22 protein-coding genes are annotated in these 22360 nt (G+C 51.9%); 9 read left to right on the top strand and 13 right to left on the bottom strand.

Annotated elements, in window-relative coordinates; all coding sequences use genetic code 11:
* The first annotated feature begins 124 nt into the window (after window positions 1–124).
* Together GA0061071_RS10385 and pdeR are read left to right on the top strand one after the other, a co-directional pair.
* Complete coding sequence (locus GA0061071_RS10385; protein WP_061496173.1) at window positions 125–2059, top strand: exoribonuclease II; 1935 nt, start codon at window positions 125–127, stop codon at window positions 2057–2059.
* A 306-nt stretch (window positions 2060–2365) separates the two neighbouring features.
* Window positions 2366–4357, top strand: a complete 1992-nt coding sequence (pdeR, locus tag GA0061071_RS10380; RefSeq protein WP_061496176.1) for a cyclic di-GMP phosphodiesterase — start codon at window positions 2366–2368, stop codon at window positions 4355–4357.
* Here pdeR and GA0061071_RS10375 read toward each other — a convergent pair.
* Window positions 4354–5223, bottom strand: a complete 870-nt coding sequence (locus GA0061071_RS10375) for a crotonase/enoyl-CoA hydratase family protein (protein ID WP_088237627.1) — start codon at window positions 5221–5223, stop codon at window positions 4354–4356. The genes pdeR and GA0061071_RS10375 overlap by 4 nt on opposite strands.
* A gap of 196 nt (window positions 5224–5419) precedes the next feature.
* Here GA0061071_RS10375 and yciZ point away from each other — a divergent pair, with 196 nt between their 5' ends.
* The 3 genes from yciZ to osmB all read left to right on the top strand — a co-directional run bounded on the left by yciZ (window position 5420) and on the right by osmB (window position 6928).
* On the top strand, window positions 5420–5602 hold the full coding sequence (yciZ, locus tag GA0061071_RS10370; RefSeq protein ID WP_061496180.1) for a protein YciZ/DeoL: 183 nt from the start codon (window positions 5420–5422) through the stop codon (window positions 5600–5602).
* 91 nt (window positions 5603–5693) lie between these two features.
* Window positions 5694–6452 (top strand): DNA-binding transcriptional regulator YciT, encoded by a 759-nt coding sequence (gene yciT / locus GA0061071_RS10365; protein ID WP_088237628.1) that lies wholly within the window; start codon window positions 5694–5696, stop codon window positions 6450–6452.
* Window positions 6453–6709: 257 nt separating this feature from the next.
* Window positions 6710–6928, top strand: a complete 219-nt coding sequence (gene osmB, locus GA0061071_RS10360; RefSeq protein WP_025263597.1) for an osmotically-inducible lipoprotein OsmB — start codon at window positions 6710–6712, stop codon at window positions 6926–6928.
* A gap of 110 nt (window positions 6929–7038) precedes the next feature.
* Here the strand turns inward: osmB and yciH are convergent, their stop codons facing one another.
* The 5 genes from yciH to pgpB form a co-directional block, all read right to left on the bottom strand.
* Window positions 7039–7365 carry a stress response translation initiation inhibitor YciH gene (gene yciH, locus GA0061071_RS10355; protein ID WP_061496184.1) on the bottom strand — a complete coding sequence of 109 codons (327 nt, stop codon included), beginning with the start codon at window positions 7363–7365 and terminating at the stop codon, window positions 7039–7041.
* Complete coding sequence (pyrF, locus tag GA0061071_RS10350; protein ID WP_061496186.1) at window positions 7365–8102, bottom strand: orotidine-5'-phosphate decarboxylase; 738 nt, start codon at window positions 8100–8102, stop codon at window positions 7365–7367. The genes yciH and pyrF overlap by 1 nt, the downstream gene beginning before the upstream one ends.
* Before the next feature lie 189 nt (window positions 8103–8291).
* The gene (lapB, locus tag GA0061071_RS10345; RefSeq protein ID WP_088237629.1) at window positions 8292–9461 is read right to left on the bottom strand and encodes a lipopolysaccharide assembly protein LapB; all 1170 of its coding nucleotides are present in this window, start codon (window positions 9459–9461) and stop codon (window positions 8292–8294) included.
* A 6-nt stretch (window positions 9462–9467) separates the two neighbouring features.
* On the bottom strand, window positions 9468–9776 hold the full coding sequence (locus GA0061071_RS10340) for a LapA family protein (protein ID WP_061496190.1): 309 nt from the start codon (window positions 9774–9776) through the stop codon (window positions 9468–9470).
* Window positions 9777–9917: 141 nt separating this feature from the next.
* Entirely contained in the window at window positions 9918–10682 is a 765-nt protein-coding gene (gene pgpB, locus GA0061071_RS10335; protein WP_061496192.1) for a phosphatidylglycerophosphatase B, read from the bottom strand.
* A gap of 196 nt (window positions 10683–10878) precedes the next feature.
* Here pgpB and ribA point away from each other — a divergent pair, with 196 nt between their 5' ends.
* Window positions 10879–11466: a GTP cyclohydrolase II gene (gene ribA, locus GA0061071_RS10330; RefSeq protein ID WP_061496194.1), complete on the top strand. Its 588-nt coding sequence runs from the start codon at window positions 10879–10881 to the stop codon at window positions 11464–11466.
* Window positions 11467–11515: 49 nt separating this feature from the next.
* On the opposite strand, the gene acnA is transcribed toward ribA, so the two are convergent.
* From acnA to topA, 6 genes are all read right to left on the bottom strand, one after another.
* The gene (gene acnA / locus GA0061071_RS10325; RefSeq protein WP_088237630.1) at window positions 11516–14191 is read right to left on the bottom strand and encodes an aconitate hydratase AcnA; all 2676 of its coding nucleotides are present in this window, start codon (window positions 14189–14191) and stop codon (window positions 11516–11518) included.
* Between the two features lie 184 nt (window positions 14192–14375).
* A complete protein-coding gene (ymiC, locus tag GA0061071_RS23705) occupies window positions 14376–14474 on the bottom strand; it encodes a small membrane protein YmiC (RefSeq protein WP_369407360.1) in 99 nt (32 codons plus the stop codon).
* 136 nt (window positions 14475–14610) lie between these two features.
* The gene (locus tag GA0061071_RS23455) at window positions 14611–14781 is read right to left on the bottom strand and encodes a hypothetical protein (RefSeq protein ID WP_088237631.1); all 171 of its coding nucleotides are present in this window, start codon (window positions 14779–14781) and stop codon (window positions 14611–14613) included.
* Between the two features lies 1 nt (window position 14782).
* The gene (locus tag GA0061071_RS10315) at window positions 14783–14944 is read right to left on the bottom strand and encodes a YmiA family putative membrane protein (RefSeq protein ID WP_082794169.1); all 162 of its coding nucleotides are present in this window, start codon (window positions 14942–14944) and stop codon (window positions 14783–14785) included.
* Window positions 14945–15261: 317 nt separating this feature from the next.
* Window positions 15262–16236: an HTH-type transcriptional regulator CysB gene (gene cysB, locus GA0061071_RS10310; RefSeq protein WP_088237632.1), complete on the bottom strand. Its 975-nt coding sequence runs from the start codon at window positions 16234–16236 to the stop codon at window positions 15262–15264.
* A gap of 182 nt (window positions 16237–16418) precedes the next feature.
* Window positions 16419–19016 (bottom strand): type I DNA topoisomerase, encoded by a 2598-nt coding sequence (topA, locus tag GA0061071_RS10305; RefSeq protein WP_061496199.1) that lies wholly within the window; start codon window positions 19014–19016, stop codon window positions 16419–16421.
* Window positions 19017–19414: 398 nt separating this feature from the next.
* On the opposite strand from topA, the gene GA0061071_RS10300 reads away from it, so the two are divergent.
* Window positions 19415–19666, top strand: coding sequence for a YciN family protein (locus tag GA0061071_RS10300; RefSeq protein ID WP_088237633.1), 252 nt, complete (start codon window positions 19415–19417; stop codon window positions 19664–19666).
* 34 nt (window positions 19667–19700) lie between these two features.
* Here the strand turns inward: GA0061071_RS10300 and sohB are convergent, their stop codons facing one another.
* Window positions 19701–20747 (bottom strand): protease SohB, encoded by a 1047-nt coding sequence (gene sohB, locus GA0061071_RS10295; protein WP_061500060.1) that lies wholly within the window; start codon window positions 20745–20747, stop codon window positions 19701–19703.
* 226 nt (window positions 20748–20973) lie between these two features.
* On the opposite strand from sohB, the gene GA0061071_RS10290 reads away from it, so the two are divergent.
* Both GA0061071_RS10290 and cobO read left to right on the top strand, forming a co-directional pair.
* Window positions 20974–21732 (top strand): YciK family oxidoreductase, encoded by a 759-nt coding sequence (locus GA0061071_RS10290; protein ID WP_061496203.1) that lies wholly within the window; start codon window positions 20974–20976, stop codon window positions 21730–21732.
* On the top strand, window positions 21729–22319 hold the full coding sequence (gene cobO / locus GA0061071_RS10285) for a cob(I)yrinic acid a,c-diamide adenosyltransferase (RefSeq protein WP_061496204.1): 591 nt from the start codon (window positions 21729–21731) through the stop codon (window positions 22317–22319). Before GA0061071_RS10290 ends, cobO begins: the two co-directional genes overlap by 4 nt.
* The last annotated feature ends 41 nt before the right edge of the window (window positions 22320–22360 follow it).

The following is a 22360-nucleotide window of genomic DNA, read 5'->3' as shown; positions in this document are numbered from 1 at the left end:
CGTGCGGAGCAGTGGCGTAAGCTTGCCCTTATACCCGCAGAGTTTTGCTGAAAGAGCGCTTGCTGCGACAGGCAGAATCGCGTAAAACTGTCAGCCGCTCTTTTGGCCACGAAACTACATAACTATGCTCCAGGACAATCCGCTGCTTGCGCAGCTAAAACAGCAACTTCATTCACAGACACCGCGTGCGGAAGGCGTCGTCAAAGGCACAGAAAAAGGCTTTGGCTTTCTGGAAGTCGATGCGCAAAAAAGTTATTTCATTCCGCCGCCGCAAATGAAGAAAGTGATGCATGGCGATCGGATCATTGCCGTCATCCACAGTGAAAAAGAGCGCGAAAGTGCAGAGCCAGAAGAACTGGTTGAACCGTTCCTTACCCGTTTTGTCGGCAAAGTGCAGAAGAAAGACGACCGGCTTTCTATCGTGCCTGACCATCCGTTGCTGAAAGACGCGATTCCTTGCCGCGCGGCCCGTGGCGTTGAGCACGATTTTAAAGAAGGCGACTGGGCTGTCGCCGAGATGCGTCGCCATCCGTTGAAGGGCGATCGCGGTTTTTACGCTGAGCTGACGCAGTTTATTACCTTCGCAGAAGATCATTTTGTACCGTGGTGGGTGACACTCGCACGCCACAATCTGGAAAAAGAAGCGCCAAACGGCGTGGCTACCGAAATGCTGGATGACGGTCTGGAGCGCGTGGATCTTACCGCGCTGGATTTCGTCACTATCGACAGCGCCAGCACCGAAGATATGGATGATGCGCTGTACGTTGAAGAAACGCGCGACGGGAAACTGCAACTGACGGTTGCCATCGCCGACCCGACAGCCTGGATTGCTGAAGGCAGCAAACTGGATGATGCGGCTAAAATTCGTGCCTTCACCAACTACCTGCCGGGCTTTAATATCCCGATGCTGCCGCGCGAACTGTCCGACGATCTCTGCTCCCTGCGCGCGAATGAAGTTCGCCCGGCACTGGTGTGCCGTATGACACTGGATAGCGAAGGCGCCATCGACAGCAATATTGAGTTTTTTGCCGCAACCATCGAATCAAAGGCCAAACTGGCCTACGATGATGTCTCCGACTGGCTGGAAAACAGCGGAGAATGGCAGCCGCCAAGCGACGCCATTGCTGCGCAAATCCGCTTGTTGCACCGCGTAAGCCAGCTCCGTGCTGAGTGGCGCCATGCGCACGCGCTGGTGTTTAAAGATCGCCCGGACTACCGTTTTGTCCTTGGCGAAAAAGGTGAAGTGCTGGATATCGTGGCAGAACCGCGCCGCGTAGCTAACCGTATTGTTGAAGAGTCAATGATCGCCGCCAACATCTGTGCCGCACAGGTATTACGCGACAAGCTGGGCTTCGGTATTTACAACGTGCATATGGGCTTTGACCCGGCTAACAGTGAACAACTGGCCGCCATGCTGAAAACGCACGGCATGCACGTTGATGCGGAAGAGGTGCTGACGCTGGACGGTTTCTGTAAACTGCGTCGCGAACTGGATGCACAGCCGTCGGGCTTCCTTGATAGTCGTATTCGTCGCTTCCAGTCTTTTGCTGAGATCAGCATCGAACCAGGCCCGCACTTCGGTCTGGGACTGGAAGCCTACGCGACCTGGACCTCACCGATTCGTAAGTATGGTGACATGGTCAACCATCGTCTGCTGAAAGCCATTATTAAAGGTGAAACGCCAAAACGTCCGCAGGATGACACAACCGTGCAGATGGCTGAACGCCGCCGTCTTAACCGCATGGCGGAGCGTGATGTCGGTGACTGGCTGTATGCTCGCTTCCTGCAGGACAAAGCCGGTACTGATACCCGGTTCTCTGCGGAAATTATCGATGTCAGCCGCGGCGGCATGCGTGTTCGTCTGGTGGATAATGGCGCAGTCGCGTTTATTCCTGCACCGTTTATTCATGCCGTACGTGATGAACTGGTATGCAGTCAGGAAAGCGGCACCGTGCAAATTAAAGGCGAAACCGTATTCAAAGTGACCGATGTTATTGATGTCACCATTGCGGAAGTCCGGATGGAAACCCGCAGCGTGATCGCCCGCCCTGCCATGTAACAGCATCGTTATAGAGCGCCTTCCTGAGCCGGAAGGCGCTTTTTTGATTGCGATACGCCACGCATTTTTTTCTCCCCCCTCACACAAATCTGAAAAAAACGACCACAATAACAACACAGGCCACTGTGCGTTTACTGCGTAATTAAGCGATTAATGCTCCTCAGTCAGGTTGACTGACAGGCTCGTTTAGCGGTGCATCATAAAAAGAAACAACGCGTTCATGCCTGGTTATCCCCCTTCTTTAACAGGTGGTTTTCTATCGCTACATAAGTACCGGTTGCGCTTTCACGTGGATTGGGAGAGAGCATGAAAGACGAACAGGAAGAAAATTTGCTGTTTCGTTATCTGGGATCTAACAGCCCGTTCTGGCGATTGACTGCCGATAGCAATGCCCTGCACTTTTCTCCGGACGAAGGGTCCGATGCCAGCTTCGTGGTGACATTAAGTGACGCTCAGGCCGGGCAGATCCGCGAAATGACAGTGATCACATCCAGCCTGACCCTGAATATTGTCTTGTATGGCGAAGCCGTGTCGGTACATCTTGTTGGACGCAAAATTAGCCGTAAGGCGTGGGCAGGCAGTGCCTCCGCGTGGCATGACACCCAATCCGTCGCCCGTGACCTGGTACAGGGGCTCTCTTTTGCTGAGCAAGTGGTCTCTGAAGCCAATTCGGTGATTGTGATCCTTGATCGTCGCGGCAACATTCAGCGTTTTAATCGCCTCAGCGAAGAATACACCGGCATGAAAGAGCAAGAGGTGATTGGGCAAAACGTCTTTAAATTATTCATGAGTCGCAGTGAAGCGGCCGCCTCGAAACGTAATATTGCAGGTTTTTTTCATAATGGTGCCCCCTACGAAGTCGAGCGCTGGATCAAAACCCGCAAAGGTCAGCGCCTCTTCCTGTTCCGCAATAAATTCGTCCATAGCGGTAGCGGTAAGAACGAAATATTTCTTATCTGCTCCGGCACCGATATTACGGAAGAGCGCCATGCCCAGGAGCGCTTACGCCTCCTGGCCAATACTGATACCGTCACTGGTTTACCCAATCGCAACGCCATTCAAGAACGCATCAGCGATGCCATTGCCCATCGTGGCGATACGCAAATTGGCATCGTCTACCTGGATTTGGACAACTTTAAAAAAGTGAACGATGCCTATGGCCATATGTTCGGCGATCAGCTGTTGCAGGCCGTGGCGTTGGCAATTTTAAGCTGCCTTGATGAAGGGCAAGTGCTGGCACGGCTTGGCGGCGATGAATTTATCGTACTGGCGACCGACACCTCCCAGAGTGCTCTGGAAGCCATGGCTTCGCGGATCCTGACACGTCTACGCCAGCCCTTCCGCATTGGCTTAATTGAAATTTATAGCGGCTGTTCGCTGGGGATTTCACTTGCCCCGCAGCACGGTAACGATCGCGAAAGCGTGATTCGTAATGCCGACACGGCCATGTATACCGCCAAGGAGAACGGGCGCGGTAAATTCTGCGTCTTCTCGCCAGAAATGAACCAGCGTGTATTTGAATATCTCTGGCTCGATACCAATCTGCGCAAAGCACTCGAAAAAAATCAATTGGTTATACACTATCAGCCGAAAATAACCTGGCGCGGTGAAATACGCAGTCTGGAAGCACTGGTGCGTTGGCAATCTCCCGAACGCGGGCTGATCCCGCCGCTCGACTTTATCGCGTATGCCGAAGAGTCTGGTTTGATTGTGCCATTAGGACGCTGGGTAATGCTTGACGTTGTGCGTCAGGTGGCGGAATGGCGAGACAAAGGCATTCATTTGCGCGTGGCGGTGAATGTTTCCGCGCGCCAGTTGGCCGATCAGTCGATTTTTAGCGACCTTAAGCAGGCGCTGAAGGATGTTCACTTTGATTATTGCCCTATAGATGTAGAGCTAACGGAGAGCTGCCTGATTGAGAATGAGGAACTTGCTCTATCGGTAATTAACCAGTTCAGTGAACTGGGAGCACAGATTCATCTCGACGATTTTGGTACAGGTTATTCGTCTCTGTCGCAACTGGCGCGTTTTCCGCTTGATGCCATCAAACTCGATCAATCGTTTGTGCGTGATATTCATAAACAGTCTGTATCCCAGTCGCTGGTGCGGGCGATTGTCGCTGTGGCGCAAGCACTTAATTTGCAGGTGATTGCTGAAGGTGTGGAGAGTGCAAAAGAAGACGCCTTTCTGACCAAGAACGGCGTCAACGAGCGGCAGGGGTTTTTATTTGCCAGGCCTATGCCCGCTGCCGCATTCGAGCGCTGGCTTAAGCGCTATCTGGCACGAAAAGCGCCCTAACTGGCTTTACTGAAACTGGTTGAGACATGTCGGTTCTGCAACTGTACCAGTCGTTCCATATACGCAATGTCTTTAGGCTGTACGCAAAAAGCGGCATCCACCCAGTCTTCTGTGATGTCCATTAATTCACTGCGCGGCAGTTGCAAAACTCGCTGGCGGGCCCGGAGCATCGCCCGAACGCCATTAAGGCGCGGCACTAGTGTATCGATGAAAGTCCGCGTAGCGATAAAGCCCTGCCCGGCGTCAAAGGCGAGATCCACCAGTCCCTGGGACGCATACCATTCAGCTGTATGCGACTCGCCTTTGTAGATCAGTTCCTCCGCCAGTTTCATTCCCGAACGCCGGGCCACCAACGAGTAACCGCCCATGCCCGGAAACAGGTTAAACGCGATTTCCGGAAAGCCAAGGCGTGCATCACGTTGTGCCAGAACAAAATGATGCGCTAACGCCGCTTCAAAACCGCCACCAAGGGCGCTGCCTTCTACCATGGCCAACGTCACAGCGCCGGTGTCAAAACCGCGTGACGCGGCGTGTACACAGTCTACGCAGGCCCGGGCATAGGCTCTTAGCGCTTCACGGCGACCGTTTTTGATGCACTCAATAAAGAATTGTAAATCGCCACCGGTATTGTACATACCGGGGACCAGCGAGCCGGTTACCCAAAAATCGACGCTGAACCCCGCCTGCCTGACCAGCCACGAGATATTCATGATCTCTTCAATTAAAGCGTGGTTAAAACAGGGTCGTGGTCGGGCGCGCAACATCATCCAGACTGTGCGGCGTTCCTCCTCGTAAAAGCCAGAAAGTTGCGTAAAGCGTTCATCATCGGTAAACAGTTTGCACGTAGCGTGGTTGATAATCGTCATTGCTTTACCCTCCGGTAGGAAAATAGCGCATTGCGCGCACAGCAAGCCTAATCCACCCCCGAAGGTGACTGCGTATCACATACTGAATATATAATGAGTGCTTATAAGTTTTTGAGATTTCGCTTTTTACCCTTCTCTTTTTACACTGTTTTCTGCATCATTGAATTTATTCATTTTTCGATTTTGAGGTGAAGGTATGGCAGACATCGATGTGAAGCAACTTGCCAGCCGGATCGATACCGTGCTGGATATTCTGGTTGCCGGGGATTATCAATCCGCCATTCGCAACCTGGAAATTCTGAAAGCGGAATTATTAGATCCCGACAACAATGACAAAACGTCTTCTTCCGGTGCACCTAAGACGCCCTGGGAAATTTGAATTTCTTCCTTTCGCCATCACGCGGTAGCCGGGAAGCGACACCCGTCATGGCGATTTCATCATCCCGACGAACAATCAGAAATTTGTGGCTATGAATTCCCGACAACAACTCATATTACAGACCGTCATCGATAAAGGCCGGATAAGCGTTGCGGATCTTGCGCGCATGACCGGTGTCTCTGAAGTCACTATTCGCCAGGATCTGAACACACTGGAAAAACAGAGCTATCTGCGCCGTATGCATGGTTTTGCTGTACCGCTCGACAGCGACGACGTTGAAACGCGCATGATGAATAATTACACCGTAAAACGCGATCTGGCGGACTTCGCTGCCTCACTGGTTAGTCCGGGCGAAACGGTGTTTATTGAGAATGGCAGCAGCAATGCCCTACTGGCGCGTAAACTTGGCGAGCAGCGAGATATCACGATTATCACGGTCAGCAGTTATATTGCGCATTTGCTGAAAGATTCACTTTCTGAGGTGATTCTGCTCGGTGGCATCTACCAGAAAAAAAGCGAAAGTATGGTGGGCCCACTGACGCGTCAGTACATTCAACAAGTGCATTTCAGCAAGGCGTTTATCGGTATTGATGGCTGGCAACCGGAAACCGGGTTTACCGGGCGAGATATGATGCGTACTGATGTCGTTAACGCTGTGCTGGAAAAAGGCAGCGATGCTATTGTCCTCACCGACAGTTCGAAGTTCGGCGCAGTACACCCTTACACCCTCGGTCCGATTGCGCGCTTCCAGCGGGTGATCACCGACAGTAATCTGGCCTCAGAAACCCATCTCCAACTTCAGCAAGCGGGTCTGATTGTCGATATCGTCGGACCTGGCGCGAACCGCTAAGTTCCCCAGCCCGTGAAAGCGGGCTAACCCCCTCTTATCTGAGAGTATTCCGACCGGGTGATTAAGACTATTTACCTGTCCTGTAACGAGCCGCGGCGTAAAATTAATATTAGCGATATAACAGGAAGTGACTATCACTCACGTGATTGTATTACGCCTGCGCAGCAAGGTTTCACGGAATGGCTTTCAGGCGGCCCTCAATGGCTATACTAAAAGAGAACATCTTTCCGTGAATCGATTATTCAGGAGAAAGTATGATGATGTTAACAAGCAAAAAAATGGCCGCTGCAGTACTGGCAGTTACCCTGGCAATGTCCCTGAGCGCCTGTGGTCACTGGTCTAAACGCGATCGTAATACCGCCATCGGTGCGGGTGCGGGTGCGCTTGGCGGTGCGGTGCTGACTGATGGTAGTACGCTCGGTACGCTGGGCGGCGCGGCTGTCGGTGGGATCATCGGCCACCAGGTTGGTAAGTAATTGGTGAGCGAGACGGCGACTACAGCAAAATAACGATACTTTCTTTTCAGGTCTGAGTTTTACACAGTGTAAAACATAAAGCCGTGGTGTATTGCCACGGCTTTTCTGTTTTATCCACCAGCAAGTTTGACTTTCATTCCTTTGGCCTCCAGTAATGACTTCAGCAAATCGCGTTTGTCACCCTGGATCTCGATCACGCCATCTTTCACTGCCCCGCCACACCCGCATTTTTTCTTTAACTCTGCCGCCAATTTAACCAGCGATTCATCATCTTCATCAATGCCGGTAATCAGGCAGACACCTTTACCTTTGCGTCCGCTGGTTTGGCGTTGAATACGCACAATGCCATCCCCTTTTGGACGAGCAGGTTGCGTCTTAGGCTCATCAATACGCCCGGTTTCTGTCGAGTACACCAGACGGCTATTGTCATCGTGCATTATGCCCCCTTACCTAAAGCGATATTGATAGCTTTCAGCGTTTGCGCCGGATCGGTGGATTGTGTAACCGGGCGACCAATGACCATATAGTCTACACCTGCGGCCAACGCCTGTTCAGGCGTCATAATACGGCGCTGATCGCCAGCTTCGCTGCCCTGAGGACGAATTCCTGGCGTGACCAGTTTAAAATCATGGCCCAACACGCTCTTAAAGCGCACCGCTTCCTGCGCGGAACATACCACCCCATCCAGACCACATTGCTGGGTGAGTTTTGCCAGCCGTTCAGCATGTTCTGCTGGAGTCGCCTGAATGCCAAGATCCTGTAAGTCACTGGCTTCCATACTGGTTAATACCGTCACCGCAATCAGTAGCGGGGCCTCTTTGCCAAATGATAACAAGGCTTCTTTTGCTGCGGTCATCATGCGCGCGCCGCCAGACGCATGAACATTCACCATCCATACACCCAGATCGGCGGCCGCTTTCACTGCATGCGCTGTGGTGTTAGGAATATCGTGGAATTTCAGGTCGAGGAAGATATCGAAACCACGCTGCTGCAACTCGCGAACCAGTTGCGGCCCAAACAGCGTGAACATCTCTTTGCCTACTTTCAGTCGGCAGTCGCGAGGGTCGATACGGTCGACAAACGCCAGGGCTTTGTCACGGTTATCATAATCGAGAGCCACCACAACCGGCGAAGCGGTAACAGCACGGGAAGTCGGGAAAGCAGTAGACGTCATGATCAGACCTTCTCAAATGAGGGCACCCGCTCAGGCGCAAAATGAATAAACGGCGAGCATTCTACCTGTGCAGGGTGGCAAATAACAGCGGCCATTTTCGTCCTGACAGACAATGTAATGGCACTGCTGCCTCATTCTTAGAACCTAATAAATAAGTATGTTGTAACTAAAGTCCAGGCTTTTAAAAAATTACTGCCCGTCAAGGCCACGAATCGGTTTCACCGTCGACCAGGCTCGGCAGGATGGACAATGCCAGTACATGGTAAAAGCGGTAAAACCGCATTTATGGCAACGATAACGCGGTTTACTGCGAATCTGCTCACCAACCATCTCACGCAGCACGGCCAGGCTCTCTTTCGCGCGCCCTTCTTCTGCCTCATTCAGGTGGTAATCCATTAGCTTATGGAAGACGCGCATCGTTGGATGACGCTGAAGCTGATGCGTGACATACAGCTGCGCCGCATCCGGACCTTCTCGTCGTTCCTTAATCTCTGCCAGCATCAGTTCGGCAGTTGCCCCGGTGTTCTCTTCCACACACCGCTGCAAAAACGCCGCCCACTCATCATTTTTACCCAACTGCTGGTAGCAAGTTTGCAACATGTCCAGCGTTTCACTGACCAGTTCTTTATCCTGATCAATGACGCGCAACAGGTTGTCGGCCGCTTTAGCGTAATCCCCGCTGGCCATAAATACCCGCCCCATCATGATGGAAACACGCGGGCTATCGCGATCGGCGGCGGCGCCTTTTTTCAGCAACGCCATTGCTCTGTCCATATCGTCATTGCCCATTTGCTGCAGCGCTAATTCGCAGTAAAAATGGGCAATTTCTGTGCGTTGTTTGTCTTTCCCCAGTTTTACCAGACGCTCAGCAACATCGATGGCCTTCTGCCATTCGCTGGTCGCCTGATAAATCTGCAATAGCTGCTGCAACGCGCTAATGCGAAAATCGGTTTCATCCACCAGTTGGTTAAACATATCTTCGGCACGATCGTACATCCCGGCCGCCATATAATCGCGTCCAAGCTGTTGCACCGCCAGCAAACGCTGGTCATAGGATAATGATGCGCTTTCCATCAGCGTCTGATGGATACGGATAGCGCGATCGACTTCGCCACGCGAACGGAATAAATTCCCCAGGGTGAGATGCGCTTCAACGGTACCGGTGTCCTCTTTCAGCATATCAAGGAACAGGTCGACCGCTTTGTCCTGTTGGTTGCTCAGTAAAAGGTTAACCCCGGCGACGTATTCACGTGACAGCCGGTTCGCCTCATCCTGCTTTGTCTGTTGAGCATTTCTGCGCCCCATATACCAGCCATAGGCAGCGGCGACAGGTAACAGCAGAAACAACAACTCCAGCATAGAATATTATTCCTTCACTGCCGGTGCGCCGGTAGCAACCGGGACATCTGTCGCAGGGGTAAGCTGGTGCTCAAGACGTTTGATTTTACGCTCAGCGCGCGCCAGAGAAACGCGAACGCGCAACCAGAACAGGCCGCAAATCAGCCAGCCGATCGCGAACCCAGCCGCAAACAGTACAGCCAGCAGCGTAGAGATGCGGTATTCGCCCTGGGCGAGCAAATAGTTGAACGTCACTTGCTGATCGTTTTGCGCACCCAGCGTAATCGAGACGACAAAAATGGCTAACACCAGTAAGAAAATGAGTAAATATTTCACATTACATCCCGTTATGTGCTTCCGAGCGATGAATATATGGGCAACTGCGACTAACCAGCCCTATAAACTACCATTTTAGCGCCCGGCGCGAAATGGTAATGCATGACGTTAAATTCTGATTTGGGGGGTAACCTACGAAAATCAAGGTTCCTGGTCCCGCTCGACGATTTCCTGCACCTCATCAACCGGCGGTGTTAACGGCCCACAGAGGCGCTGCGCCAGCCAGGTTGCCACCGTCACCAGTAGCCAGGAGATCAGTGTCGCCACCACTAAATCACGCGGCCAGTGCATCCCCAGGAGTAAACGGCTCCCCATTACGCCTGTTGCCCACACCAGTAAAATCGCGATGGTCCAGGTGCGTCTGCGCGGCCATAACAGCCCAACACCCAACAAGGCCCAACTCGCCGCAAACATGGTATGCCCGGACGGAAAGGCAAAACCGGTCTCTTTTTGCCAATGTTTGCGTAAAAATGTCGGAATATCATGCTGGCTGGAGAGCTGGCTTTTCACCCAGTCACCTCTGGCCTTGCGCTTTAACGCGTAGAACTCCTCCGCCTGAATATGATCTGTTTTTTCCAGCCACATGACAAAAGGCCGCGGTTCCTGGACACGCTCCTTGACGAAAGATTTCACTCCCTGCCCCAACAAGATTGCGCAGCCGAGAATGGCAAACAGCATTAGCGCAGGCTTCAGGCGAAAACGAAGGCACCAGAGAAACCACGCGCAGAGCGCCGCATGAGTGATTATCCCCCAAGGCTGAGTGACCGTTTCAGTGAGCCAGAACAGAAAATGCAACCACACGGTTGATTGACCCGGTTCCCAGTTCCAGCCGGAGATCCACACTGCCAGCGGCATAATCAGTAACATCGCCGCCCCCGCCGTTGTTCGTTTTGCAATTGACAGCATGTCTTCTCCTTTCATGTAAGTGTCACAATCATAACTGAAAAATGGCATTCCCGCAGGAACCAACGTATTCGTGCGCTTAAGGCGCAATATGTTGGTCACAAGTAGGCGATAATGCAGGCATTGTGGCAAAATACGTTTATACAGAAGGCCAACAGGCTACAGGTGCGCAGTGCGCCAATATAATCCGGAGATTCACATGCAGCTTAAACGAGTGGCAGAAGCCAAACTGCCTACCCCCTGGGGCGACTTCCTGATGGTGGGTTTTGAAGAACTGGCAACCGGGCAGGATCACGTTGCCCTTGTCTTTGGTGATATTTCAGGGCAGCTGCCCGTTCTCGCGCGTGTGCATTCGGAGTGTCTGACGGGAGACGCGCTTTTCAGTTTACGTTGCGATTGTGGTTTCCAGCTTGAAGCAGCATTGAACCATATTGCCGAAGAGGGCCGCGGCGTGTTGCTCTATCATCGTCAGGAGGGTCGAAACATTGGCCTGCTCAATAAAATCCGCGCCTATGCGTTACAGGATCAGGGCTACGATACCGTAGAAGCGAACCATCAGCTTGGTTTTGCTGCCGACGAGCGAGACTTCACCCTGTGTGCTGATATGTTCAAACTTTTGGGGGTTGATGAAGTGCGTTTGTTGACCAATAACCCGCGCAAAGTGGAAATCCTTACTGAAGCAGGAATCAATATTGTTGAGCGCGTGCCGTTGATCGTTGGACGTAACCCCAAAAACGCGCATTACCTCGACACCAAAGCCGAGAAAATGGGCCACCTGCTGAAGTAATCTGTAACAAACAGCGCAAAAAAAGGCCTGCAATTGCAGGCCTTTTTATTCAGTGCAACATGTTACGTATCACGTAATGCAGGATCCCATCGTTACGGTAGTACGTCAGTTCGGTTGACGTATCAATACGGCAACGGCACTGCAACACCTCTTGTGAGCCATCCGCCCGCGTCACTGTCACAGGTAAGGTACCGCCGGGCTGAATATCCGTCAGATCAACGATATCGAGTTTCTCCTCACCGGTTAACCCCAGCGTTTTACGTGTCACCCCCTGCGGAAACTCCAGGGGTAGGATCCCCATACCAATCAGGTTCGAACGGTGGATACGTTCGAACGATTCGGCGATCACTACCCGGACACCCAGCAGGCGCGGCCCTTTTGCCGCCCAGTCACGGCTGGAGCCCGAGCCATACTCTTTCCCGGCGATGACCGCCAGCGGTGTTCCCGCTTGCTGGTAGCGCATTGCGGCGTCATAAATCGACATAACCTCGCTCCCTGGCAGGTAGCGTGTCATCCCTCCTTCCACACCCGGCACCATTTCATTACGAATACGAATATTCGCGAACGTACCGCGCATCATCACTTCATGATTGCCGCGCCGTGAGCCATAGGAGTTAAAGTCACGCCGCTCCACACCATGGCTTTGCAGGTAACGCCCCGCCGGGCTATCCGCTTTAATACTGCCTGCCGGCGAAATATGATCGGTGGTCACCGAATCGCCCAGCATGGCGAGGATCCGCGCGCCATGTATGTCTTTCACCGGTTCAGGTTGTGCCCCCATATCATCAAAAAAGGGCGAGAGACGAATATACGTCGAATCACTCTGCCAGCCATAGGTGTCCGAGCGTTCAACCTCAATCGCCTTCCACTCCGGCGTACCTTCAAAGACTTCCGCATACTCCTTGCGAAACATTTCTGTCGAAACCTGTTCAACCGCCCGTGCAATCTCCAGGCTGGATGGCCAGATATCTTTCAGATAGACCGGATCGCCTTTGCGGTCGTGCCCCAATGGATCGGTGGCCAGATTAATATTCATATTACCGGCCAGTGCATACGCCACCACTAATGGCGGCGATGCCAGCCAGTTGGTTTTGACCAGTGGATGAATGCGCCCTTCGAAATTACGGTTACCGGAAAGTACCGCACCTACCGTAAGATCTCCCTGACGTATAGCCTGTTCAATCGGCTCCGGCAGCGGACCGGAATTACCGATACAGGTGGTGCACCCGTAGCCAACAAGGTTAAAACCAAGTTCATCAAGATACGGTGTTAAACGCGCCTGCGCGAGATAGTCAGAGACGACTTTCGATCCCGGTGCCAGCGATGCTTTTACCCACGGCTGACGTTTCAATCCGAGGGTTACCGCTTTTTTTGCCAGTAAACCGGCCGCCATCAGTACGCTGGGGTTTGAAGTGTTGGTGCACGAGGTTATGGCGGCAATGACGACCGCGCCATCTGGCAGCTGGTATTGATGCCCATTCAGGACATAATCAACCGGTTTACGATCTTTTTGCGCGGTGTTCAGTTCCAGTTCGGAGCTGGCAGCAAAGGCTTTAGGAACATCACTGAGTGCAACGCGATCCTGCGGGCGTTTGGGCCCGGCCAGGCTTGCCTCAACATCCTGCATATTCAGTTCTAGTGTGCTGGTGAAAACCGGCTCATCCCCTGGATTGCGCCACATCCCTTGCGCTTTTGCATAGGCCTCAACCAGCGCAACCTGCTCTTCGCTGCGCCCACTGAGTCGCATATATTCCAGCGTCACACCGTCGATGGGGAAAAAGCCGCAGGTTGCGCCATATTCCGGTGCCATATTGGCGATAGTTGCCCGATCCGCAAGCGGTAACGCGTCCAGACCATCACCATAAAATTCAACAAACTTACCGACGACGCCATGCTTACGCAGCATCTGTGTCACGGTAAGTACCAGGTCTGTTGCGGTAATACCTTCCCGTAATTTGCCGTTCAGCTTGAAGCCCACAACATCCGGAATCAGCATCGAAACAGGTTGACCAAGCATCGCCGCTTCCGCTTCAATGCCGCCCACGCCCCAGCCCAGCACACCGAGACCATTGATCATGGTGGTATGTGAATCGGTGCCAACCAGTGTATCCGGGTAAGCGACCCACTCTTTATCCTGTAATTCGCTCCACACGGCTTTGCCGAGATACTCGAGATTCACCTGGTGACAGATGCCAGTGCCGGGCGGCACCACACTGAAACGGCTGAATGCCTGCTGACCCCAGCGCAGAAAAACATAGCGTTCATGATTACGTTCCATTTCAAGACGCACGTTTTCTTCAAATGCTTCGTCGTCCCCGAAATGGTCAACAGTGACGGAATGGTCAATCACTAAATCGACGGGTGAAAGCGGGTTCACTTTCGCCGTATCGCCCCCCAGGCGTTTTACCGCTTCACGCATGGCTGCTAAATCCACAACGGCGGGCACACCGGTAAAATCCTGCATTAATACCCTTGCCGGCCGGTAGGCAATTTCACGGTCAGCATGGGCCGTTTTCAACCATCCAGCCAGCGCGCGAATATCTTCTTCCGTGACGGAATCATCATCCTGCCAGCGCAGGAGGTTCTCGAGTAACACTTTGAGTGACTTGGGTAATCGCGAGATATCCCCAAGTTCCTTTGCGGCCAGCGGCAGGCTGTAGTAACGCCAGGTTTTATTCTCTGCCTGCAATGTATCCTTACTGGCTTCGCGTAGGGTCGACGACATATGCTCCTCCTTAATCACAGGGATTGCGAAGCCCTGATAGTCTTCAGGGTCTGTAATTAAAGATAACACAAACTTATCGTAACGTTTTGATAACAACCCAAATTGCTACATACGGCAAAAGCGAACCGCGGGGGCAGAAATAAAAAAACCTCGCAGATGCGAGGTTTTTCAGGAGATTACTTCATTACTGGAGGAACATCCAAACGAGCTCCCCCCAGAAAAGGACAGAAACAAAAAATGCTCCCATCCACGACCAATATTTCATTCCGTAACCATTATGCATGAAGCTATTACCAGAAAATCTATTCATTAAAACTGAGTTGCTACTCAATTCATTTATGCTGTGTATTAATCAATGAGTACAAAAGATCATTCATAGAATAAAGAGATAATTCTCCCTGTTTATTCTGATGATATTTTTATTGTTTCCTGGTCGTATCTTCTGCAAAGGCATCTATAAAAGCTTGTTGCTGCGGCGACAGTTTCCATGAAGCAGGAATAGCGGTCACAGGTTTCTTTTTCGCTTTTGTAGGCGTGTCATGAAGTTGACATACATGTTTCACTGGTTCGAATCGGCCTGCTATTGCCATTTTAACCCCAGAATTTCCAGATCAATAACGCAACGACTGCCCAAAATGCGGCAGAGCCAAGAAATACCGCCAGCCAGGCTTTACGCTTCAGCTCAGGGTCCCTTTGCGGCTCTTCACTTCCTGATGGCATTGCTAACCTCGTACAATCGACATCACTTATCATTTTGAACACCAACAATCGGTAGAATTAATCATGGGTTGAGACAAATCCTAAAAGAACTTTAGCCGAAAATCCAGTGAATTTACTCACCATTTCCAAAGAAAGATTTAATCTTTTGACCCGAAATAAATAATTGAAGTGAGAAATTTGCAGACCTGCAATTTAGTTTCTATTTTTGTCACAAATTAGCGACAGTGCGGACTTAGCATTGTGAGCTCAATCACCCTTGCGGGTGATTGAGAAATTAGATGATGATAATTCTAATTTAACTTTGGGCAGAGTTAAGCATGTCTTTTGAATGCCGAAGATACCCTTCGTCATTATTTCTGTGGCAACTTAATATCTTTAAACATTGCTTCTATATCTTCGTTAGAACGCAATGCAACAGCAGTATCGACAACATCCCGCGTTAAATGTGGCGCAAAGCGTTGAATAAAATCATACATATAGCTGCGCAGGAACGTACTACGGCGGAAGCCAATTTTGGTCGTGCTATGACTGAAAATCTCGTGCGCATCCAGTTTCACGAGGTCAGGATCCGATACCGGATCGACGGCCATACTGGCAATCACACCCACGCCAAGCCCCAGCCTTACATAAGTTTTGATAACGTCTGCGTCGGTGGCGGTGAAAACAATACGCGGCGTTAAACCGGCGCGATTAAAGGCGGTATCCAGTTCAGAGCGACCAGTAAAACCAAAGGTATAGGTCACTAATGGATATTGCGCCAGTTCTTCAATGCTCACCGACTGCCTGGCCGCCAGCGGATGATCAGGGGTCACCACAATCGAGCGGTTCCAGTGATAGCAGGGCAACATCACGAGATCGTCATACAAATGCAGCGCTTCGGTGGCAATCGCAAAGTCCGCATTGCCTTTAGAAACGGCCTCGGCAATTTGTGTCGGCGACCCCTGGTGCATATGCAATGACACCCGCGGATAGCGCTCAATAAAACCTTTTATCACGCCAGGCAACGCATAACGCGCCTGCGTATGCGTGGTCGCAACATACAATGACCCTTTATCCGGCCACGTGTGTTCCCCTGCCACCGATTTGATCGCGTCGACTTTGGACAACACCTCACGCGCAATACGGATGATTTCCTGCCCTGCTGGGGTGACCTGAGTAAGATGCTTGCCGCTGCGGGCAAAAATTTGTATACCCAGTTCATCTTCCAGCATGCGGACTTGCTTACTGATACCCGGCTGAGAGGTATAAAGTCCTTCCGCCGTTGAAGAGACATTGAGATTGTGATTCACCACCTCAACGATATAACGAAGCTGTTGTAATTTCATAACAGACCATCCGGAGTGCGCAAACGGGTAATCGCTTAATACGATTTCATAATAAAAAAGAAGATAGCTATAACCACTATATCATTTATAGCATCTGTGTATAGCAGCGAACAAACAATAATAATGGAGGAATAAAAAAGGCCGGATAACCGGCCTTTTGAAGGGTATGTGACTGAAATTTATTATTTTTTAGCTTCAGTCCATTTATTGTCGATATAGAACGCAGACCACCCCGTCGCTTTGCCATCTTTTTCCGAGGCAACGTACTGCTGCTTCGTTTTCCGGCTAAAACGCACGATTGTCTTGTTGCCTTCAGGATCCTGCTGTGGCGCATCAGCCAGATAGCGCAGTTTCTCTGGCAGACGATCGCGGAAGCGGAACAGTTCTTCTACCAACGGCGCACGGGTTTCACGTGATTTCGGGAAGGTATTCGCAGCAAGGAACACCCCAGCCGCGCCATCGCGCAGCACGAAATACGCATCCGATTTTTCACACTCCAGCTCCGGCAGCGGCACCGGATCTTCCTTCGGCGGCGCAACTTCGCCATTACGCAGAATTTTGCGCGTGTTTTTACACTCATCATTGGTGCAAGCCATGTATTTACCGAAACGCCCCATTTTCAGGTGCATTTCAGAACCACATTTCTCACATTCAACAATCGGGCCGTCATACCCTTTAATGCGGAACTCGCCCTCTTCGATTTCGTAGCCATCGCAGGTCGGGTTGTTACCACAGACATGCAGTTTACGCTTCGGATCGATCAGGTAACTGTCCATTGCCGTGCCGCATTTCTGGCAGCGACGTTTGGCGCGTAAGGCGTTGGTTTCAGCGTCATCGCCTTCCAGCACGTTCAGCACTTCGTTTTCCGGCACCAGGTTAATGGTGGTTTTGCAGCGCTCTTTCGGCGGCAATGCATAGCCAGAACAACCAAGGAAGACACCCGTGCTGGCAGTACGGATACCCATTTTACGGCCACAGGTCGGACAGTCGATGCTGGTCAGCACCATCTGATTTGGACGCATACCACCGTTTTCCGGATCCTGCTCCGCCTGTTCAAGCTGACGGGAGAAGTCGCCAAAGAAGCTGTCCAGCACTTTGCGCCACTCGGCTTCATGATTGGCCACACGGTCCAGACTGTCTTCCATCTGAGCGGTAAAGTCGTAATTCATCAGTTCGCGGAAATTTTCTTCCAGGCGATCGGTGACGATTTCACCCATTTTCTCAGCATAAAAGCGACGGTTTTCGACACGCACATACCCGCGATCCTGGATCGTAGAAATGATCGACGCATAGGTGGACGGGCGACCAATACCGCGTTTCTCCAGCTCTTTTACCAGAGACGCTTCACTAAAACGTGCAGGCGGTTTGGTAAAGTGCTGTGCAGGTGTCAGTTCAACAAGCGACAACTCGTCGCCTTTATTCACTGCCGGCAACGTACGATCTTCATCGCCTTTACGCAGCGCAGGCATCACTTTCGTCCAGCCATCGAAGCGCAAAATACGGCCGCGCGCTTTCAAGCGGAAATCACCCGCCCCGACGGTCAGCGTGGTGGAATCATACTGCGCAGGCGTCATCTGACAGGCGACAAATTGTCGCCAGATCAGTTGATAAAGCTTCTGCGCATCGGTTTCCATATCTTTCAGGGATTCCGCCAGAACCGCAACGTCGGAAGGACGAATCGCTTCATGTGCTTCCTGAGAGTTTTCTTTGCTGGCGTACTGATTGGCATGATCCGGCAGATATTTTTTACCGAAATTGTCCGTAATATAGCTGCGCACCATGCTCACCGCATCCTGACTCAGGTTGGTGGAGTCGGTACGCATATAGGTGATGTAGCCTGCTTCATACAGACGCTGCGCCATCATCATGGTTTTCTTCACGCCAAAACCAAGACGCGTGCTGGCCGCCTGTTGCAGTGTAGAGGTGATAAACGGCGCGCCAGGCTTACTGCTGGTCGGTTTATCTTCTCTTTCGAGTACGGTATAGCGCGCTTTTTCCAGCAGGCTTACGGCTGCCATGGTCTGTTCGCGATTTACCGGACGGAACGCTTTTTCACCCTCGTGCGTGACCTGCAACGGCAGTGAATCACCGCCCGGTGTCGCCGTTGTCGCATCAATTTCCCAGAACTCTTCCGGGACAAAGGCTTTGATCTCGCGCTCGCGATCAACCACCAGACGCACGGCAACAGATTGCACACGACCAGCCGACAGACCACGGGCAATTTTCTTCCACAGCAGCGGAGAAACCATATAGCCCACGACGCGGTCCATAAAACGGCGCGCCTGCTGCGCATTGACGCGATCAATGTTGAGTTCGCCTGGGGTTTCAAACGCCTGACGAATCGCATTTTTGGTAATTTCGTTAAATACAACGCGGCTGTAGCGTTTTTCATCACCCCCGATCACTTCCCGCAGGTGCCATGCAATGGCTTCCCCTTCGCGGTCAAGGTCGGTTGCGAGATAGATGTGGTCGGCTTTTTCTGCCAGGGATTTCAGTTCAGAAACGACCTTTTCTTTACCCGGAAGCACTTCGTACTGCGCTTCCCAGTTGTGCCATGGGTCGATCCCCATGCGATTGACAAGAGCGCCGCGTTCATCCTTTTTAGGCTTCTTAGCCGTTTTGGTGGAGGCTGAGTCTGCGCTCTTTTTAGGTGCTGAGCCACTGGTCGGCAAATCACGGATATGACCTACGCTGGACTTAACCACGTAATCATTACCCAGATATTTATTGATCGTTTTGGCTTTTGCCGGGGACTCAACGATAACGAGAGCTTTACCCATATTCACCTTTACCTAATTAAATTCTTCCAGCAATACATCGCATTTTGCTTCACACGGCCTGATGACGCGCCTCACAGATATAGCGGCGTCGTCGCAGGATATCAACCCCTACGCTTAGCCAGGCGCGTTAAACAAAGCGTTTATGTGACTGACCTGACAGGCCTTTTAACCTGAGGGCGAAGGTGCACGACGATGTTGCGGTCGAATGTCAAGCAAATCTGTTGCCAGATTGACGAAAGCGTCACACTGTACCTGATAAAATTTGTTACGCAACTTTATTAGCATGCAAAATCAAATCACGCCAGCACAACCGATGAGCAAACCCCTTGCAAAAACAGGGAAAATTTGCCCCTGAACGGTGACCGGCGTAGACTGACGGAATTTTTAAGGAGTAGAAAATGCAAGGTACATCTCAGCCTATTGACCGCCAGGCTCTACTTGAGCTGGCTAATCAACTGATCCGCGATCATGAAGACACCCTTGCCGGTATTGAGGCCACCCATGTTACCCAGCGTAACGGCGTACTGGTGTTCAGCGGTGAATTCTATCTGGATGAACAGGGTTTGCCGACGGCGAAAAGCACGGCGGTATTCAATATGTTCAAATACTTAGCCCACGAACTCTCTGACAAATACCATCTGATTGATTAAACAAAAACGCGAGGCCAGAGCCTCGCGTTTTTGTTTACATAAGCGGTTTTTGCCCTCGCTGCCACCAGCGCATCAGCAGGTGGTCAATACTCTCTGTCGCGCTGCCGGTAAAGCGCTCCATCAGTTTCTTCCGCTGCTGGTAACGAATGCCTATAACCTCATGGTCTTCGAGCAGCCCGAGCAGCAATTCATCACTGGTGCCAATCGCGTCAATCAACCCGTTCTCCAGCGCTTGTGTTCCGTACCAATGTTCACCGGTCGCTACTTTTTCAATATCCAGACCGGGACGCATCTGACTGACGAAGCCTTTAAACAGATCGTGAGTTTCGTTCAGGCTTTCACGGAATTTTTGCCGTCCTTCTTCCGTGTTTTCACCTAACAGCGTCAGCGTGCGTTTAAACTGCCCGGCGGTATGCAGTTCGATATCGATCTCTTTCCCTTTCAGGAAGCGGTTAAAGTTTGGGATCTGCGCAACCACGCCAATTGAGCCGATGATGGCGAACGGCGCGGCAACAATTTTATCCGCCACGCAGGCCATCATATAGCCACCGCTGGCGGCCACTTTATCCACGGCGACAGTCAGCGGGATCTGCCTGTCACGCAGGCGTTGCAACTGAGAGGCAGCAAGACCATAACCATGTACCACACCACCGGGGCTTTCCAGGCGGACAATCACCTGATCCTGTGGCTTCGCAACCGTCAACACTGCCGTGATCTCTTCACGCAGGGCGTTAACCTCACCGGCATCCATACTGCCTTTAAAATCCAGAACGTAAACGCGGGATTTTCCTTTTTCATCCGCTTCCCCGGCTTTGGCTTTCGCTTTTGCGGCTTTCGCCTCCAGCTTCAGCTTTTTCTTGCGGGCTTTTTGCCACTGTTTCTGTTGATGGTCATCCAGCAATGCTGCGGACATCTCCTCCCGCATCTCTTTATATTGATCGCTCAGACGCGTGACCCGTAACTCTCCCCGTTGGCGCTTGCGCTGAGTCAGGTTAACAATAAGCACTGCGACCACCGCAATCGCCACAACTACGGTCGCGATCTTGGCCAAAAACAAACCATATTCAGACAGTAATTCCACGCGTACCACCTCGATTACACCACTCAACAATCGCTCCAGTGTACATGAGCCCTTTCGGCGCGTCTCGCGTAAGCGATTGACCTTTTGCGGCATGTGACTGAATTTTTTACGACTCTGCGGTGTAAACCTTGTCCAACTCTCCGCTTGACCGATTGAAATGCCCCTCTGTTTAGGGCATAAAGCCAACATATGATGTGAAATACAGGCCCGGGCCTGAGGAGACAGCGTGCACTATCAACCACAGCGCGATCTTTTAAACGACCGAATCATTCTTGTAACCGGTGCCAGCGATGGTATCGGTAAAGAAGCGGCCCTGACCTACGCCCGTTACGGTGCCAGCGTCATCTTACTGGGTCGTAATGAAGAAAAATTACGCCAGGTTGCACAGACTATCCGTGAACAAGAAGGCCAGCACGCGCAGTGGTTCACACTGGATATGGCGACCTGCACACCACACACATGCCAGCAGTTGGCCGAGGCCATTGCTGCTTATGCGCCGCGTCTCGACGGCGTACTGCATAATGCAGGTGTGCTGGGCGATGTTGTCCCCATGAGCGAGCAGGTGCCCGCTGTCTGGGATGAGGTCATGCAGGTGAACGTTAACGCCACATTTTATCTCACCCAGGCATTGCTTCCTTTATTACTGCGGTCAGAAAGTGGCTCGCTGGTGTTTACCTCTTCCAGCGTTGGTCGACAGGGGCGTGCTAACTGGGGAGCGTATGCCGTCTCGAAGTTCGCGACGGAGGGCATGATGCAGGTGCTGGCGGAGGAATACCAGAACCGATTACGGGTCAACTGCATTAATCCGGGCGGTACCCGCACCAGTATGCGCGCCAGCGCTTTCCCGACGGAAGATCCGCAAAAACTTAAAACACCTGCCGATATCATGCCGCTTTATCTGTGGCTGATGGGCGATGACAGCCGCCGCAAAACGGGCATGAGTTTTGATGCACAACCCGGGCGCAAACCAGGAATTTCACAATGAGTGATGAACGTTATCAACAGCGCCAGCAGCGGGTAAAAGAACGTGTTGATGCCCGCGTTGCCGCAGCACAGGATGAGCGCGGGATTATTATTGTTTTCACCGGCAACGGTAAGGGAAAAACCACCGCCGCATTCGGCACTGCAACCCGTGCGGTTGGGCATAACAAAAAAGTGGGCGTCATTCAGTTTATTAAGGGGACGTGGCCGAACGGCGAGCGTAACTTGCTGGAGCCGCTGGGTGTCGAGTTTCAGGTCATGGCGACCGGGTTTACCTGGGATACGCAAAACCGCGAAAGCGATACCGCAGCATGCCTCGCCGTATGGCAACATGCCGAACGTATGCTGGCTGACCCGCAGCTTGATCTGGTATTACTGGACGAACTGACTTATATGGTGGCCTACGATTACCTGCCGCTGGAGACCGTGTTGACGGCATTAACTCACCGACCGGCAACGCAAACAGTGATCATCACCGGCCGCGGTTGCCACCGGGATATCCTGGAAATCGCTGATACTGTCAGTGAATTACGCCCGGTAAAACATGCCTTCGAAGCGGGCGTAAAAGCGCAAATCGGCATCGATTATTAACCTCACCCCTGGTTCTCTCTGCCGTTTCCTGCAATAAAAAA

This window comes from Kosakonia oryzendophytica, assembly GCF_900094925.1.
GTDB lineage: Bacteria > Pseudomonadota > Gammaproteobacteria > Enterobacterales > Enterobacteriaceae > Kosakonia > Kosakonia oryzendophytica.
This window is presented reverse-complemented; position numbering and strand designations above follow the sequence as displayed.

Coding starts and splice junctions, on each gene's coding strand:
- GA0061071_RS10385 (WP_061496173.1), top strand. CDS start 125: ATGCTCCAGGACAATCCGCTGCTTGCGCAGCTAAAACAGCAACTTCAT.
- pdeR (WP_061496176.1), top strand. CDS start 2,366: ATGAAAGACGAACAGGAAGAAAATTTGCTGTTTCGTTATCTGGGATCT.
- GA0061071_RS10375 (WP_088237627.1), bottom strand. CDS start 5,223: ATGACGATTATCAACCACGCTACGTGCAAACTGTTTACCGATGATGAA.
- yciZ (WP_061496180.1), top strand. CDS start 5,420: ATGGCAGACATCGATGTGAAGCAACTTGCCAGCCGGATCGATACCGTG.
- yciT (WP_088237628.1), top strand. CDS start 5,694: ATGAATTCCCGACAACAACTCATATTACAGACCGTCATCGATAAAGGC.
- osmB (WP_025263597.1), top strand. CDS start 6,710: ATGATGTTAACAAGCAAAAAAATGGCCGCTGCAGTACTGGCAGTTACC.
- yciH (WP_061496184.1), bottom strand. CDS start 7,365: ATGCACGATGACAATAGCCGTCTGGTGTACTCGACAGAAACCGGGCGT.
- pyrF (WP_061496186.1), bottom strand. CDS start 8,102: ATGACGTCTACTGCTTTCCCGACTTCCCGTGCTGTTACCGCTTCGCCG.
- lapB (WP_088237629.1), bottom strand. CDS start 9,461: ATGCTGGAGTTGTTGTTTCTGCTGTTACCTGTCGCCGCTGCCTATGGC.
- pgpB (WP_061496192.1), bottom strand. CDS start 10,682: ATGCTGTCAATTGCAAAACGAACAACGGCGGGGGCGGCGATGTTACTG.
- ribA (WP_061496194.1), top strand. CDS start 10,879: ATGCAGCTTAAACGAGTGGCAGAAGCCAAACTGCCTACCCCCTGGGGC.
- acnA (WP_088237630.1), bottom strand. CDS start 14,191: ATGTCGTCGACCCTACGCGAAGCCAGTAAGGATACATTGCAGGCAGAG.
- ymiC (WP_369407360.1), bottom strand. CDS start 14,474: ATGCATAATGGTTACGGAATGAAATATTGGTCGTGGATGGGAGCATTT.
- GA0061071_RS23455 (WP_088237631.1), bottom strand. CDS start 14,781: ATGGCAATAGCAGGCCGATTCGAACCAGTGAAACATGTATGTCAACTT.
- GA0061071_RS10315 (WP_082794169.1), bottom strand. CDS start 14,944: ATGATAAGTGATGTCGATTGTACGAGGTTAGCAATGCCATCAGGAAGT.
- cysB (WP_088237632.1), bottom strand. CDS start 16,236: ATGAAATTACAACAGCTTCGTTATATCGTTGAGGTGGTGAATCACAAT.
- topA (WP_061496199.1), bottom strand. CDS start 19,016: ATGGGTAAAGCTCTCGTTATCGTTGAGTCCCCGGCAAAAGCCAAAACG.
- GA0061071_RS10300 (WP_088237633.1), top strand. CDS start 19,415: ATGCAAGGTACATCTCAGCCTATTGACCGCCAGGCTCTACTTGAGCTG.
- cobO (WP_061496204.1), top strand. CDS start 21,729: ATGAGTGATGAACGTTATCAACAGCGCCAGCAGCGGGTAAAAGAACGT.